Below are 17020 nucleotides of genomic sequence, written 5' to 3' on the forward strand. Positions count from 1 at the left end.
GCTGCCGGTTACAGGGTGATGTTCAGGCCGAATGCATATGAACGGAAAAGCGGGTATGCCCACGCGGCCCTGGTGGGGTCAGAGGGAGTCTCCGGGTCAACATAGGGAAACCACATCTTGGTCGCCTCCCACAGATCCTGCCCCGTAAAATAGATCCGCAAGCGTTGCAACTTGATCCGGCTGGCCACCTTTACCGGAAATGTATAGCCCAGTTGGAGGTTTTTCAACCGGATGTAGGCAGCATCCTGTATCCAGTGCGAGGATGTGCGGCCGTTGAAAAAATCAGGATTGCCATACACATTGTCGGTATTGAAGTTGAACAGGCGCGGGTATTTGGCACCGGTATTGGTTGGTGTCCAGGTGTCGGTTTGTGCGCGGAAAGGTTGTATCCAGGCGGCAGCCTTCGGTACAACCAGGTTCGGTGCAAGAAACTGGTTGATCTTGCCCACCCCTTGCCACATCATCCCCAAATCAAAGCCCTTCCAGTCGGCACCCAGGTTCAATCCGAAACTGAAGCGCGGGCTGGTATTCCCCAGATAAATAAGGTCGCCATGGTTTTGCTCGGTACCCGACCCGATGTCGACCCGTCCGTCACCATTCATGTCTTGATACTTGATATCCCCTGCCGCGGTTTTGGCATGCTGAAAAGCGTGACCCTGTACATCGGCCTCATCGGTAAAGTAGCCTTCGCTGCGGAATCCGAATATCGAATTGATCGGATACCCCTCGATGGCGCGGTTTACCCCTTCGGCGTAGGTCGTCTGGCCTTTGTAAGCGGTAATCTTGTTGGTATTATCCCCCAGGTTGAAGTTGACAAAATAATTGGCCATACCAATTTTGTCGCGCCAGCCTAATGTCAGCTCCCAACCCTTCGTACGCATGGATGCCCCATTGGTTGTCCGGGGGTTCATGCCCAGCGTCGACGGATAATTGATGGTAATAAGCATGTCATTATTATCACGGATGAAGTATTCGAAACTACCTGTCAGCCTGTTTTTAAAAAACGCGAAATCCAGGCCCGCATTCACTGTCTGCACCGTCTCCCAGCCAAGCCCGGAAGAGGGCAAGTCGGCCTGATAGTAGGATTTGTTGATCAGGTTGTTGAAGGGGTACGCCGGGCCACCGTCCAGCTGCGCGATGTAATCGTAGTTTCGCGAATTGAGCGCCCCGAGCTGTGCATTACCGAGTTTGCCCCAGCTGGCTCGGAGTTTCAACATACTGACCACACGGGAGACTGGTTCAAAGAAATCCTCCTTATCTATCGCCCACCCCAGGGAGAATGCCGGGAAGGTCTGGCTGCGGTAACCGGGGGCCAGCCGCGACGAGGCGTCATTACGCAGGTTTCCTTCGAAAAGGTATTTGTCCTTGTAATTGTAGTTCAACCGGCCGAAATATGAAAGCCACACATTGGTCTGGATATTGTCCGAGGGTACGAAAGAAGAAGTCGGCGCATAGGCGTTCAGCGACGGAATGTCGTTGGAGATCAAACCTGTAACCGCCACGCCCATCTGGTCGAAATTGTAGCTTTTGTATTCATAACCACCCAATGCATGGAAATGATGGTTCTCGCCAAGTTTCCAGGTGTAGTCGGCCAGTGCCTGTATGTTATGCTGTACCTGCGTAAACCGGGTTTTGTTCAGGCTCGCCGCCGGAAAGGTATAGCTCGAAGGGCCCGCGGGGTTGTTGTAGTTCCACCGCGCCACGGGCCTGTTAAAACTCTCCCCATTGTTAAAAACCAGCCCCGGACCATACACTGCTTTCAAAACAAGCCCCCGGGCAACCTGTGCCGACAGGGTGAACACGCCGTTGAGGTTGTGGTTTGCAGACCGGTCATAGCCTCCCTCTTTCAGTCTGAGAAAATAATCGTATCCTGATCCCTGTGCGAACTTTGTATCATTTGAACCGGGGAGATAGACAGGAAACCTGCGGCGTTGGGTGTAAAAATTATACATATACCCGTATTGGCCGGAAATTTTATTTCCATTCGGATAGTTCGCATCGGTATATCCGTAACTGATCCGGGAATCGATGGTGAAAATACGGGAAAGCTTCTGGTTGAGATTAAAGCGGAAATTGTAACGCTTGAAATTGTCGGGGCCGAATTTGAAGATCCCGTTTTGCGAAAAATAACCCAGCCCGATCAGGTATTGCGTCTTATCATTACCACCGCTGAGCGCAAGGTTATGGTTCCGGCTGGAAGTCGTCTTTCGCATGACCATGCCCAGAATGTCGGTATTGAAATAATAGTCAAGATTGCCGTCGGGCCGTAAAACGGTGTCCTTCACTGTCCGCATCCATTCGATCTGCTGGTCGCTGAAACCCGGGGCCAGGCCGGCATTCAGATTGGCTGTCCGCTCCATTTCAGCCTGTTCCCACGAATTGAGGAGCTCCGGCATCCGGTAAGGCTTGTTGACCGTGTAGAGCATGCTGTATTCCAGCTTCGGACGACCTGCGAGGCCTTTCTTGGTGGTGACGATAATCACACCGCTCGCCGCCTTGGCACCATAGATCGCGGCGGCCGAGGCATCTTTGAGCACCGAAATATTCTCGATATCGTTGGGGTTAAGGATCGACATATCCCCTTCCACCCCGTCAACGATCACCAGCGGACTGTTCGTCCCGTTCAGCGAGGAAAAACCCCGGATGTTCAGGTTATAACCCTCATTGCCGGGCTGCCCGCTGCTACGGGTAACTACAAGCCCCGGCGCGGCTCCCTGCAAAGCAGCTACCGCATTGGTTACCGGCCGGTTTTCGATTACTTTCGAACTGATCGTGGAAACAGCACCTGTCAGATTTTCTTTCTTCTCGACCCCGTAGCCTACCACCACAATTTCCTCGAAGGCCTTTTCCTCGGGAGAAAGGCTCACCGAAAGGTTCGTCTGGCTGCCGACCGTGATTTCCTTTTTGATAAAACCGACAAAACTAAAAATCAGTACCGCATCCTGGTCTGCAATGTTGAGCTCAAAGTTGCCCGTAGCGCCCGTTGTTGTCCCCTGCTGCGTGCCGTTGACCAGGATGCTGACGCCGGGCAGTGCCTCTCCCTTCTCATCCGTAACCCTGCCAGTCAGGAGCCGGGCAGGCTTTTCAACCGGCAGAACAATCATTGCAGATGGCTTTTCGGCAACCTTTCTTTTGATAATAATGATCTTGTTCTCAATCGAAAAATCGAGCTGCTGACCGGCCAGGCATTGGCGGAGGGCCTCCTCGACCGTGCCATTACTGATATTCAGCGTGGCCGGCCTGGCGGTTTTCAGCAATTGCTGATTGAAAAAGAAATCATAGCCGGTTTGTCTACGGATCTGGCGGAATATCTTTTCCAGCGGCACGTTCTGCTGGCGGATATTGATGTTTTGCGCATAGCCGTCATCTGCCGTCGCGTGAAGCATCGTCAGTAGAGACAGAATGAAAATCAACTTCATCATAAGCAGCAATTTGTGGGCATAGCAATGACGTATACCGATGTGCTCGGTAGATTTTTTGTACATTTGAATGGATTGTTTTGATTGGTAAATGCTCGAAACACTTTATCAGGTCAGCTTCAATCTGTGGCCGGGCGTGTTAGCCGCACTCCCGGCTTTTTTGAAGCCTCCGGCGGAAGAGGTTTATCTGATCACTGTCACCCTCCTTCCTTCTACTTTGAATTTGACGTCCCCGGTCGCCTCAAGCATTTTGAGAATATCGGACAGGTTCTTCGACCTGGAAACTTCCCCACCATAGCGTAGATCTCCCGGTGGGCTTCCGTAAACAACTTCTATATTGTACCACCGGGCAACCATGCGCATGATCGTCTGCAAGTCTTCCCCGTTAAAGACAAATTCCCCGTTTTTCCAGGCGACTTCCGCCTCTGTATCGACCTGCCTGATCGACAGCCCTTTTTCGGTGAACAACGCCTGCTGACCGGGCAGGAGCCGCTGCGCATTGACCTGGACGGAGCCTTCCAGCAGCGTTGTTTTAACACCGGGCTCGTCCTCGTAGGCATTGACGTTGAAATGGGTTCCTAGCACCTTCACGGTCTGACCTTGGGATTTAACCCGGAAAGGCATTTTTTTATTCGGTGCAACCTCAAAATACGCCTCCCCAACCAGTTCGACAAGCCTGTCTGAACCTGTAAAAAAAGTGGGGTAACGAAGCGACGAGCCTGCATTTAACCACACCCTGCTTCCATCCGGCAGGACGAGCTGATACTGGCCGCCTACCGGCGTCGATATCGTATTAACAGCAGGCAATGCCTCATTGCTATTTCGCTGCCACTGAATGGAATAAGCGATCTGCCCGTCGATTGTCTTCCGGATACTGATTCCCGGCTGAGTAGCGATTTCGCCCTGCCTGGCACTGTTGAGCTCAATCTGTCTGCCATCTGCCAGCGTTAGCATTGCCTTTTCTCCGCCCGGCCCGATTCCCGTAGCATACGTAACCGCAGGCACAATCATTTCGGTGCCCGGTTGCCGGTAGTAGTGGTACAAGCCGATTGAAACGATGATCAGAACCGAAGCAGCCACCGAGAGCTTTTTCCAGAGCGGATAAATGCGATGCTCGTCTTCCACAGTGGCTGTATTTTCATCTCCGACAATGCCGGCTATCATCTGCGATGCCCTGTCCGCCGGTATCGATTCAAAAACCTGCTGGATCGAGAAGGCATCGCCCAAAAGCGATTTGAGCTCGTCGGTATTAGCGGGATCTTCTACCAGTGCAAAAAATTCCTGCATTTCACTATCCGACCCGGTCTGGTTCAGATACCTCGACAGTAATTCGGCTAAGCGGCTATTCATAGGCGGCAACAACGGTTATTCAGACTTCCGGACAAATGGAGCTGTTTTGGTGTATTGACACGCCAGGAAACGGGTACGGGTAGAAGAAAATGAAAAATTCTTATATTTTTTTTTGTTGTACCTGGAAATCAGCCACGATCAGCCTTAGGACAAAGGTGCGGCGATGGGAAGATGCCGGACCCGGGATTTATTTAAAAAGATAGAAAAGTAAAATCGGATACGCGCCCAGGTTGTTCTTAAAGTAGCTACGGATTGATTTGAGCGCTTGCTTCATGTGCGAATGCACGGTAAGTGGCGATATATGCAGTCGCGCCGCCACTTCTTCATATTTGAGGCCGTCTTCGCGGCAAAGCAGAAAAACCTGCCGCTGCTGGGGAGTAAGTGATTGTAACGCCTGGCGGAGGATCATTTCCGATTCCTTTAAATCCATGTACGCCTCGGTTTCCCGTATTTCCTGGGGTGTCACAATGCTCAACTCCTGCGACATCCTTGCCTGTTGGGCTATCTGTCGCAATACATTCAACGAGTGGTTGCGGACGGCACGGTTCAGGTAGGCTCCAAAATTATCGACCGCCCTCAAGGTTTCCCGGCCTAGCCATATTTTCAGGAAAATTTCCTGCACAACGTCTTCGGCCAAAGCTTCGGAGCGCGTCAGCCGTTTGGCAAAAGAATACACAAGTCCCTGATAACCTTCAAAAAGAATGGCAAATGCACGGGCGTCTCCGGACGAGATTTTCGCCAAAAGTTCCTTTTCATCTTTAAGAGGGCCTGCGTGCATCGGTAAACCCTGATTGTAAAATCTTACTTAAGAACAAGATATTGGCTTGTCCTGCATTTAGGTTTTCTAAGTTCCCACCGACCTCATTTTACTGTAAACTTTAAAAATTTACCAGGCAAAGTACTGTGCGCGCCCGATAAAGCTGATCAACGAACACTGGTAAAAAAGACAGCGCTATCGCCTAATTCTCACCAATTAATACACTTGCTATTTTCGCATGCAGGCGTTTTCTTCACGATTTAACCGCCTTACATCTAAATTCCATCCATAGTAACGGAGAAAAAATTGGCCTTATCGATAGCTAAATAATCGAGCCCTACTTCTTCGCTTGTCATTAAGATGACCAGGGATCTCCCGTCCGGGTTGAGACCCGTTGAAGGTTTCGCCGGTACGGCACCCGCTTGACTGAGAATTCCTGTCAAGCGGGTTATTATTCATTGGCTATCAACCAATAAAAAATATTTTCAAAAATTTCTTAGCCTCAACGTAGGGTGTCGACATCAAAACAATCTCTTATTAGTTAGGAGGGTTAACCGATATTCCTTACAGAAGCGCCATCGTTATGCAGGTATCAAAAAAGCTGGTTGTGAGCTATTTCAATGGACAAACAACTTCCATGGAAAATGAGGCGGTAGAGCAATGGCTTTCGGCGCATCCGGAAAATGCTTCTCTGGCGTTGGACTGGATGAAAGAAGAAAGCCAGCCAGGTAAGCAAAAGACACTGGGAGATCTGATAATGGCCAAAGAAGAGGTCTGGACGAACACACAGGAACAGATTTCGCATTCAAAAACCTTCCGGAAGACAACGCGATCTTCCCCTTTTCGTCAAAAACAGAATTTAAAAAAATATCTTGCGATAGCCGCAGGCCTCGTGCTTGTCACAGCATTTGCATGGACCTGGCTGAGAAAACAGGACTTTATTTATGTTGCGGCTACCTACGGCCAAACCCGTCAGGTCGTCCTGCCCGACCAATCCAGGGTAGTTCTGAACGGGAACAGCAAGATGCGCTACCAGGCTTCCTGGGCTGGGCGCCCCCGGGAAATCTGGCTGGAAGGAGAGGCGTTTTTTGACGTACGACATCTTCGGACGGATTCGTCCTTTACCGTGCATTTATCGAACGGCAAAAATATCCGGGTACTCGGTACGCAATTCAACGTCATCGACCGCCTGAAAAGAAGTTGTATTGTGCTCAAATCGGGAAGTATCAAACTAACCCTGCCCGGAAAACAAAAAGAGGTTTACCTCAGGCCTGGCGACATGGTCCGCATCACCGATCCGGGCGCGGGCATTATCCAGAAAGGGATTGTAAACCCGGAGACCTATTCTTCCTGGACCGAAGGCCGCTGGCGTCTGGAAGGTACTTCGCTGGCGGATATGCTGCAAAAAGTGGAAGAGAATTACGGCGTTACCGTGTCCGTCGAAAACCGCAACCTGTTAGCCAAAAAAGCTTCCGGCTCGATACCGCTCGGTTCCGGCAAGGCATTTACCCTCATCGAAGATATTGCCAGTTTGTTCGAATTACATTTCATCAAGAAAGATAATAAATTGATCCTGGCCGAGTAACCGGTTAGCTTCCGGGGAAAGACATCGTATTCCTGAGCCGCAAACAGGAAGCAGTCTTAGTATACATCCCCATTTACCTGACATTCATCGAAAAACCCCGCAGCACTGCCCGGCAGCCTCCGGAGCCGGGTCGGCAACGCGCGCAGGTATCATCCAGAGTTACGTATAACCTATTTCGTTATTTAACCTTATCGCGGACCACTATGAAAAACATTTCCAGGATTGCCTTCTGTCTATTCCTCTGGCTGACTGGCCATACCGGCCCGGCCCGGGCTCAAATGATGTCCTATCTCGGAGGAAAGCCATTGCCTGACAAGAGAAATCAACCGCAATATATTCAGCTCAGGGATGGGCTTAAAGCGCTGGAAGGGAAGTTCAACGTTTCAATCGCCTATCAGACCGGCCTGGTTGACGACATTCAGATCAACCGTAAATTACTCGTTCCGGCCAGCAAGGAGCTAACGATAGAAAGTATGCTTGAAATTGTCCTGAAAGACGCTAAAATCCATTTCAAAAAGTCACGCGAGGGCTTCTATTTGCTCTTTAAAGACGACAATTCTCAAAAAGCCGACACAAAAAACGCAGGTGCCCCGCAAAGCGTCCTGCTGAAAGCCGATGCCGACGCGGCCTATGACAGCAAGGCATTCGGCGTTACAGGCAAAGTAACCGACAAAGCCAACGGCAGTGGCATTCCGGGAGTCAATGTACTTCTGAAAGGGGCCAATATCGGTACGGTGACCGACGAACAGGGCGCATTCAAATTAGAAGTGCCTTCCACGGACGGCATTCTCGTGTTTTCCTACATCGGCTACGTCACCCAGGAAATTGCCATCGCTAACCAGTCTGTTTTCCACGTCGTACTGGCCGAAAATGTGCAGGCATTGTCGGAGGTAGTTGTTACCGCTTCGGGTTTCAAGGAAGCGGCCGACCGCCTGGGCTCTACCAGCAGCAAAGTAGCCGGCGAGGCGTTGACCCGATCGGGTGAAACGAGTGTGATCAATGGTCTAGCCGGAAAGGCCGCCGGGGTACAGATCTCGCGCGCCGCGGGCGACCCGGGCGCGGCCGCGTTCATCCAGATCCGCGGGCAAAATACCCTGACAGGCAACACACAGCCATTGATCGTCGTAGACGGTATTCCTATCAGCAACACCACGGAAGGCGGCACGTCAGGCGGTGTAGTGCCTCAATCGCGTCTGAACGATATCAATCCCAACGACATCGCATCCATGCAAATCCTGAAAGGCGCCTCGGCGGCTGCATTATGGGGCTCACGCGCCGCAAACGGGGTAATCCTGATCACTACCAAGCGAGGGGCCGACAGCAATAAACTCAACATCGGTTTTAGCTCCACGTACTCCGTCGATCAGATCAACCGCTTTCATCCTTTCCAGGATAAATTCGGACAGGGAGCAGGCGGCGTTTACAATCCCAATGGCGCCAATGCGTGGGGCGACAAGATTGCAGATCGCTCCGGAGCATCCGACGAAGTAAATATGGCCGGAGCATTCTTCGAAGCCCTGGACGGAACCAAATATTATCCTATCGTCAAAAAGAATTCCAGGGATGTCTTCAACGATTCTAACTATGACAAGGTTTTCCGGAACGGCTATTTTATCGACAATGCACTAAGTCTCAGCGGCGGAGACCAGAAGACCACCTATTTTTTCAGCATTGGCGACATTCGCCAGAAAGGAGTACAACGCGGAAATAGCACTTACAACAGGACGACACTCAGGCTCAACGTCGAACGCAAGTTCAACGAGGTGGTACGTATGTCGGCCACCGCGGCCTATGTAAAGAGCTTTTCCGACAGGATCCAGCGCGGCAACAACCTTGCCGGAGCGACCGTTGGCCTGCTTCGTAACCCGGCCGACTTCGATATTTCTGATTACAAGGGCAGTTATTATAGCAGTCCGACAGCCTCACCCGCCACCGGCCGTCAAAGAGGTTACCGGAGCTACCTGGGGAGCGTGATCAACCCGGCCAACAACAACGCACTTTGGGCGCTGTACGAACAGCAGAACAGCACCGACGTCGACCGCGTCATGAATAGCGCGGAACTGGGGCTTAAACCGGCTTCCTGGCTGGACATTGTCGCGCGCGCAGGGCTGGATACTTACTCAGATGAGCAGATCAACTACTTCCCTGTCAACGACATCACAGGTGCAGGGACGGGGCAATACAGAGAACAGGTCACCAGGGAAACGCAGGTCAATGCCGACCTGCTGGCACGCGCCACCGGGGATTTAGGCCCGAATTTCAGTTCTACCTATGTACTCGGCGTCAACCTTAATAACCGCAAGTACAACAACATGGGTGTAACAATCACCAATTTCCTCGTCGCGGATGCGCCTGCCAACTTTGCCAATGCGACTGCGCTCAACCGGACGCCGGTGAACCTGAAAAACGAGGTCCGTACCGTCAGGACCTACGCCACCGCCAGCTTTTCGGCTTACGAGGCATTGTTCCTGAACTTGTCCGGTGCCGCAGAGTCAGCCTCTTCATTTGGGGCACTTTCTGACAAAACATTCTATTATCCGTCTGCGGACATAGCCTGGGTGCTTACAAAACTGAAATTCATGGAGCGCGCCCCGGCCGTCAGCTTCGCCAAGCTTCGGGCATCGTACGGGGTTGTGGGCGTACAACCGCTCCCCTACCGTTCCAACACGATCTTTTCCTCCACCATTTACAGCGCCAACCCATGGGGTGACAATCTGGTGGGCTCGCAGTTTGGAAACGGGGCCTACACCCAGGGCAGCTCGCTGGGCGACCAATATCTAAAACCCGAACGCAAAACCGAGTACGAGCTCGGTTTGGACATGCGCCTGCTCGACAACCGGATGAAATTGGGTTTAACCTACTATTACAACAAAGTGCGGGATGTGCTCGTCCCAGTAACGTTGGCCCCCAGTACCGGCTTCGCGACTAAATACACCAATGCGGCCATACTTCAAAACAAAGGTTTCGAAATGGACCTGGGCTATGACATCATCCGCAGGGGCGGCCTGAACTGGTCCGTTCGCGGAAATTTCACGCGCAACCGCAGCAAAGTGCTGGATCTGGCCGGTACGCAGTCGCTGTATCTGGTGGGCGGCATCGAGAACTTTCTGGACGCCAGAGCTGTTGTCGGCCAGCCTACCGGGGTATTCTGGGGCAGCCGATACCTTTTAAAGGAAGACGGATCAATTACCCTGGATGCCAACGGCTTTCCCGTAGCGGATCCGGTAACGGGTGTGGTCGGCGATCCGAATCCGGACTGGATCGGCGGATTCGGAACTACGCTATCCTATAAAAAGTTCAGCCTGGACGTGCTCTTCGAAACCTCGCAGGGCGGCGACTATTTCAGCGGAACACGGGGGATTATGTACAATTTTGGCACACATCGCGACACCGGCAATGAAGTAACCCTGACGACCGACGCCAAAAACTACGCAGGCAAAACATTCCCGGCCGGATCGACCGTCCGCGGCAATCTCAAAGACTTTGGCGCAGGGCCCGTACTGCTCGACGAGAGCTGGTATACCACGCTGGGGAGCGGATTCGGCTCATTGAAACAGCAGTTTGTGGAAGACGGGAGCTGGACGCGCCTGCGTCAACTTTCGCTGTCGTACCGGCTGGACACCGAGGCATTCAAAAAGGCAACCAAACTGCAGTCCGTGGAATTCTCGGTAACCGGACGTAACCTGCTGCTATGGACAAAGGTAGTGGGTATCGACCCTGACACCAACCTGTCCGGCGGCCCCGCCGGACGTAATATGGATTATTTCAACACGCCAGGGACACGCTCCTTTCTGTTTACCCTCAAAGTAAATTACTAGTGCTTAACTAACCCGAGCATCCATTCAGAGTATCTGATTCAGAAACAATATGAAAACGACAAGAAGGAAACTGATAAAAATAGCGGGCCTTGCCCTGATGGCTGGTTTAACGTCCTGTGAATCGCTGGTGGACAATATGAACACAGACCTGAACAACCCGACCGACGCGTCGGCTTCGCTGATCCTGACCGGGGCCCAACTAGGAAATGTATCCGTACAGGAAGGACATCTGGCCCGCGTCGCCGCGATGTGGTCGGGTTACTTTACCGGCACCGACCGCCAGTACAAGGACATTTACAGCTACAATGTAACGGGCGCGTCGTTCAACGACGTCTGGCAGTTTGTATACCAGGGGGTGGTTGAACAGACCAAGCTGGTGATCACCAAATCCCAGACAACCAACAACCGGCTGGTACAAGGCATAGCAAAAATCACCCGTGCGAATGCCCTGGGTACTGCCGCCGCCTGCTGGGGGGATATACCTTACTCGCAGGCCGCCGACATTACCCAGTTCCCCAACCCCGTTTTTGAATCGCAAACAGAAGTTTATAAAAAACTGCAAACCCTGCTCGACGAAGCAATTGCCGATCTTGAATCGGGTATCGGCACCTCACCAGGGACGGCCGACATCTTCTATCAGGGCGATGCAGGCAAATGGAAAGAGGCTGCCTACACGCTCAAATCCAGGTTCTATATGGAGACCAGGGAATACGACCTGGCATATGCGGCGGCGGAAAAGGGCATAGCTTCGGCGGCCCGCTCGCTTGTCGTAACCCACGGCAGCACGCTGAATGTCAACGAAAACCTGATGTACGCCTTCATAGCCAGGAGCCGTGTCGGGGATATCAACGCTTCGCTCGCGCTGGCTCCCAAATTGCTTAACCCGGCCAGCACGACCTATCGGGGTAATGCTAAAACCGATGAAACAGCACGTTACAACCATCATTTTATCACGATCAACGCCACGGGAACTGCCATTCCCGTTTCTCCCAATACCAACAGCACCACAAATTCGCGCGGGCTGTTCGCCCAAACGGCACCTTATCCCCTCGTTACCTATTCGGAAAATATGCTTACGTTGGCCGAAGCAGGGTTAAGAAGCAGCGGGGTAATGATCGGACTGGAAAAACTCAATCTCTTCCGGGCTTACCTGAATGCGGGCGGAGACCTGGATGCGACTTACAAAACAGGTACCTACACGTACAGGTACGAGCCCTACAACACTTCGGACATTGCACCGGGCGGAATGCTCAACAAAGATGGCGTTACGGCTGAACAGGCTCTGCTGCGCGAAATTTTGTTGGAAAGATACCTTACCTTCAATGGACAGATACTCGGGTTCAACGACCTGAGGCGTACCCGTAAGGAAGCTGCGGGCGTACAACTACCGCCGAGTGCCGGCAGCGTCTTACCGGAACGTATGATTTACAGCGAGGCGGAGGTCAACTCTAATACCAGCGCCCCCAAACCAGTCCCCGGTGTGTTTGTAAAAACACCTGTAAACCTCTGACAACCCATTTGATCACACCAAACCAACCGATAACCGGATGACTTTTTTTCAAACCCACAAATTGCCGGCCCTATTTTTCTTCTGTGTGGCCACGACCATCATCGGGAATCCCGTCCGGGCGGATTTGTGTCCTGCCGATTCGGTGAAAGTAACGCTCACGGAAGGCACCAACATGGCCATTGCGCTGTCCCCCGACAAGAAAACCATTGCAATGGATTTGCAAGGGACAATATTTACCATACCGGCCAACGGTGGTCCGGCCCGGCAGCTGACCGACGAACTTGGCGACTGCCGCCAGCCGGTGTGGTCGCCGGATGGCTCCAAAATTACATTTCAGGCATTTTGGGATGGGAATTTTCACATCTACTCGATCGTATCGAATGGCGGAGTCCCCATGCAACATACTTCCGGTAGTTTTGACGACCGCGAACCCTGCTGGTCACCCGACGGGACCAAGCTGCTTTTTTCTTCCGACAGAAGCGGTAACTACGATATCTGGCAACTGGAACCGGAAAGCGGCAAACTCACGCAACTTACCACCGACCCCGGCAACGATTACTTCCCCGCATTTTCGCCCGACGGTTCCCAGATATGCTATGTTTCCGAACGCAACTCGGCTCCGGGGATTTATATCAGGCATATTAGTTCGGGAGAAGAAAAGCTGTTCCTGACCACCACAGGCAAACTCGGCGCGCCGACCTGGCACCCGAGCCAGCCCCGGATCATTTTCAACAACTTTATCGAGGGTAAAATGGTCCTGGATATGGCGCTGGTAGGCGGCGGCGAATGGGAAACACTTTCGCAAGCCGGAGAAGATGTATTTCCATTCAAGGCTAGCTGGTATTCGGACACCGAATATCTGTACACTTCAAACGGCAGGATCATTCGCAGGGAGCTGGGTGAGACCCAGGCCTCCGTAGTCCCGTTCCAGGCATTGATGACGCTGGGAAGAGATCGGTATCAAACCAAAAAATACGATTTCAACACTAAAAACAGCCTGCCCGTCAAGGGGATCAGGGGACCGGTCGTATCGCCGGACGGAAACAGCGTCGCCTTTACTGCATTGGGCGATATGTACTTGCTCCAAAAGGGCAGCGACATTCCCACGCCGCTCACCAACGACGAGTTTATTGAAATTGACGCCGCCTGGTCGGCCGATGGAAAAAAGCTTGCATACCTCAGCGACCGGAAGGGGAACATGGACTTATACATACGTGATATGGCTACCGGCCAGGAAACCCTGGTACTGGACGCTGCCGAACCGATTACGCTTCCTGCCTGGTCGGCGGATGGCAGCAAGATCGCCTACTACCAGAAAGATCCGTCGGTATTCGGACGTACCGCGCTCAAAACGATCGACATTTCGTCCGGGAAATCCGCTACTGTTTTCGAGCCGGTCTTCGACGGCTCGCAGCCCAGCTGGTCACCCGATGGCAAGTACATGGTCATTTCATCCCTTGTCCCCTACTCCACCCGGTACCGCGAGGGTGTCAGCAAATTCCTGATCATCTCGACTGCCGACAAAAGCTACCGTTATGTGACGCCGATCAACGAGCGGACGCTCTCTACCCGCGGCAAGAATGGTCCCTACTGGTCGCCGGACGGCAGCAAGTTCGCATTTTCCATGGATGGTGTGCTCTGGACGGTGACCGTGAGCGGAAGCGGCGACCTGTTGGCAGCGCCCCGCAGGCTGACCAATGAGCTGGCGGAAACCCCGAGCTGGACCGGCGATTCGAAAAGCATCGTGTACATGGCCACCGATGTATTGAAGCGGGTTTGGGTAACCACCGGCGCCGTGGAAACGATCCCTCTCAGGCTCAGCTATCGATTAAAACAACCAGCCGGCCAGTATGTAATCCATGCAGGAAAACTCTTCGACGGCAAGACCGATGGCTATCAGCACAATGTGGATGTGATCGTGAGCAGCAACCGGATCGTAAAAATAGAGCCTCATAAGCCGGGCAGGGCCGGCAAGGTCATCGACGCTTCTTCCAGGACGATCATTCCGGGCCTGATCGAAATGCATACGCATCAGTCGGCCACTGCGGGCGAGCCCCTGGGCAGGTTGTGGCTTGGCTACGGCATTACCACCATCCGTGAACCGGGAGGTGACCCCTACGATGTGATCGAACGTAAGGAATCCTGGGCCAGCGGCCGCCGGCTAGGACCACGCAACTTCTACACCGGTGGCATTCTGGATGGCAGCCGCATTTACTATGGCATGAATGTGGGCAATGTCCCGGGCGCACAACTCGAACTGGAATTGGAAAAAGCAAAGCGGCTCGATTTCGACATGATCAAAACCTATGTACGCATGCCCGATGCGATGCAGCGCCGCATTACCGCATTTGCCCATTCGATGGGTGTGCCGGTATCTTCCCATGAGATCTACCCGGCCACGCGCTACGGCGTGGATGCGGTCGAGCATATGGGAGCGACAAGCCGACGCGGCTATTCGCCCAAACTGACCGCGCTGAACAATTCCTACCAGGACGTTACCGAGCTCCTGATCAAGTCGGGCATGAACATTACGCCGACAGCTTCCTTACAGGGCGGAATGCCAATGCTGATCGAAAAAGATCCCGACTTTTTCCGGCACAAACAGTTCCTCGCATTTTACACACCTGCAGTTATCGAGCAAATGAAGGCACAAACAGCGCTTCGGGCGGCCAACAATCCCGCTTTTTTAACCTCATTTTCCAATATCCAGAAAACGGTCAAAACCATGGTAGAACGCGGAGGGCACGTCACGCCCGGCACTGATTCCCCGATTATTCATCCGGGGATCAGCTACCATGCCGAATTGCAGAGCTGGGTGGACGGTGGTATTTCGCCCTATCAGACGCTTCGCTCCGCTACGCTTTATTCCGCTGAGGCATTAGGGGTTGCCCGCGATCTGGGTACGCTGGAAAGCGGCAAGCTCGCCGACATGGTAATTGTCGAGGGAGACCCTCTCAAAAATATCAAGGATGTCCTGAATGTGCACACAGTAATTCGAAACGGCGAAGTATTCCCAATCGAAGATATATTAAAAAAGAAAAACTAAAGATCCGGGTATGAATTTCAAAACTGCGTCGCTCGCATTCTTTTCCCTGTTGATCAGTTGGCAAACCATTGCGCAAAAAACAGACCAGCTCGTAAACAGGCATATACTGCCGGCCATCGAGGAACTGAAAGACTTTGTGCTGCTCCCCAATGATGCATTGATCGCCGCAGATATCGATAAGAACCTGGAATGGTCCCAAAAGGCATTTACCAAAAGAGGATTCAAAACTTCGGTGCTCAAAACCGGCAAAATGCCGCTTTTTCTCGCAGAGAAAAACTTTCCGGACAACAGCCGGACCGTGCTCTTTTACTTCCACCTCGACGGACAGGCTGTCCGGCAGCCGGAATGGTTTCAGGAAAATGCCTATCATACTGTACTGAAAGAAAAAGATCGGCAAGGCTCGTTCCGGCAGATCGAATGGTCCGCTTTGCAGAAAGGAGAAATCGATGACGAATGGAGGCTGTTCGGGCGGTCCACGTCCGATGACAAGGGCCCCATCATTATGTTTTTACAGGCCATGGATATGCTCTCTTCGGAAGGCCGGAAGCCTCCCTTCAACCTGAAAGTGGTTCTGGATTGCGAGGAGGAAAAAGGCTCTCCCGGCCTGAAAGGAGCACTTGCCACCTACAAATCCGATTTTGCGGCCGATTATATGATCGTTATGGATGGCCCGATGCATTCCTCTAATCTGCCCACCCTTACCTTTGGCTGCCGGGGCGGAACGGGGTTTTCACTGACTACCTATGGCGCCATTACCCAACAGCACAGCGGGCATTTCGGCAACTATTCCCCGGACCCCACATTCAGTCTATCCAAAATCATCGCATCGATGAAAGACGACCAAGGCAGGGTCCTGATAAGCGGTTTCTATGATGGCATTGCCTTCGATGAAAAAGCGATCAAAGTTATGGCCGCCGTACCCGATGTGACGGCCGACATCAACGATAGGCTGCAAATCGCTGCGGAGGAAAAAGTAGGTAAAAACTACCAGGAATCGATGCAGTTCCCTTCCCTGAACATACGCGGGCTGAAAGCAGCGGTCGTCGGAAAAGGCGGTGGTTCGATCATACCCGAAGAAGCCATCGCTGAATTCGGCATCAGGTTAGTGCCCGAAACCGATGGAAAAAGAATGACGGACCTGGTCAAAACGCATATTCAGGGACTAGGCTACCAGGTCCTCGACCACGTGCCTGCCAAAGAGGAACGGCTCAGATACCCCAAACTGGTTTTTATGAGCGGCGGCGGCGGTTCGCCGGCTTTCCGGACGGAAATCGATTCGCCCATTGGCAAATGGCTCACAAAATCCCTGAAATCTGCCTTTCAAACCGACCCGGTCATCATCAGGATCATGGGCGGATCGGTGCCGGTCGTCCCGTTTATCCAGACACTGGGCGTGCCGGCGGTGATCGTACCGCTTGTGAATATGGACAACAACCAGCACAGCCCCAATGAAAACCTTAGGCTGGGCAATCTCAGGTCCGGTATCAAAACTTGTTTTTCAATTTTAACAACTCCTGTGGATTAATGACTTGCTA

At 52.5% G+C, this 17020-nt stretch carries 8 protein-coding genes; 5 read left to right on the top strand and 3 right to left on the bottom strand.

Annotation, left to right across the window (positions count from 1 at the left end; all coding sequences use genetic code 11):
* Nucleotides 1-8: 8 nt before the first annotated feature.
* From BP71_RS06655 to BP71_RS06665, 3 genes are all read right to left on the bottom strand, one after another.
* Nucleotides 9-3422 carry a TonB-dependent receptor gene (locus BP71_RS06655; RefSeq protein WP_496377783.1) on the bottom strand — a complete coding sequence of 1138 codons (3414 nt, stop codon included), beginning with the start codon at nucleotides 3420-3422 and terminating at the stop codon, nucleotides 9-11.
* Nucleotides 3423-3602: 180 nt separating this feature from the next.
* Nucleotides 3603-4769 (bottom strand): FecR family protein, encoded by a 1167-nt coding sequence (locus BP71_RS06660; RefSeq protein ID WP_496377784.1) that lies wholly within the window; start codon nucleotides 4767-4769, stop codon nucleotides 3603-3605.
* 187 nt (nucleotides 4770-4956) lie between these two features.
* Entirely contained in the window at nucleotides 4957-5547 is a 591-nt protein-coding gene (locus BP71_RS06665; RefSeq protein ID WP_496377785.1) for an RNA polymerase sigma factor, read from the bottom strand.
* Between the two features lie 562 nt (nucleotides 5548-6109).
* Here BP71_RS06665 and BP71_RS06670 point away from each other — a divergent pair.
* The 5 genes from BP71_RS06670 to BP71_RS06690 all read left to right on the top strand — a co-directional run bounded on the left by BP71_RS06670 (nucleotide 6110) and on the right by BP71_RS06690 (nucleotide 17010).
* Complete coding sequence (locus BP71_RS06670) at nucleotides 6110-7111, top strand: FecR family protein (RefSeq protein ID WP_496377786.1); 1002 nt, start codon at nucleotides 6110-6112, stop codon at nucleotides 7109-7111.
* Nucleotides 7112-7314: 203 nt separating this feature from the next.
* Nucleotides 7315-10929: a SusC/RagA family TonB-linked outer membrane protein gene (locus BP71_RS06675; RefSeq protein ID WP_496377787.1), complete on the top strand. Its 3615-nt coding sequence runs from the start codon at nucleotides 7315-7317 to the stop codon at nucleotides 10927-10929.
* A gap of 49 nt (nucleotides 10930-10978) precedes the next feature.
* Nucleotides 10979-12439, top strand: coding sequence for a SusD/RagB family nutrient-binding outer membrane lipoprotein (locus BP71_RS06680; RefSeq protein ID WP_496377788.1), 1461 nt, complete (start codon nucleotides 10979-10981; stop codon nucleotides 12437-12439).
* 37 nt (nucleotides 12440-12476) lie between these two features.
* On the top strand, nucleotides 12477-15485 hold the full coding sequence (locus BP71_RS06685) for an amidohydrolase family protein (RefSeq protein WP_496377789.1): 3009 nt from the start codon (nucleotides 12477-12479) through the stop codon (nucleotides 15483-15485).
* 10 nt (nucleotides 15486-15495) lie between these two features.
* Entirely contained in the window at nucleotides 15496-17010 is a 1515-nt protein-coding gene (locus BP71_RS06690; RefSeq protein WP_496377790.1) for a M20/M25/M40 family metallo-hydrolase, read from the top strand.
* The last annotated feature ends 10 nt before the right edge of the window (nucleotides 17011-17020 follow it).

The sequence above is a fragment of the Dyadobacter ginsengisoli DSM 21015 genome (genome assembly GCF_059568735.1).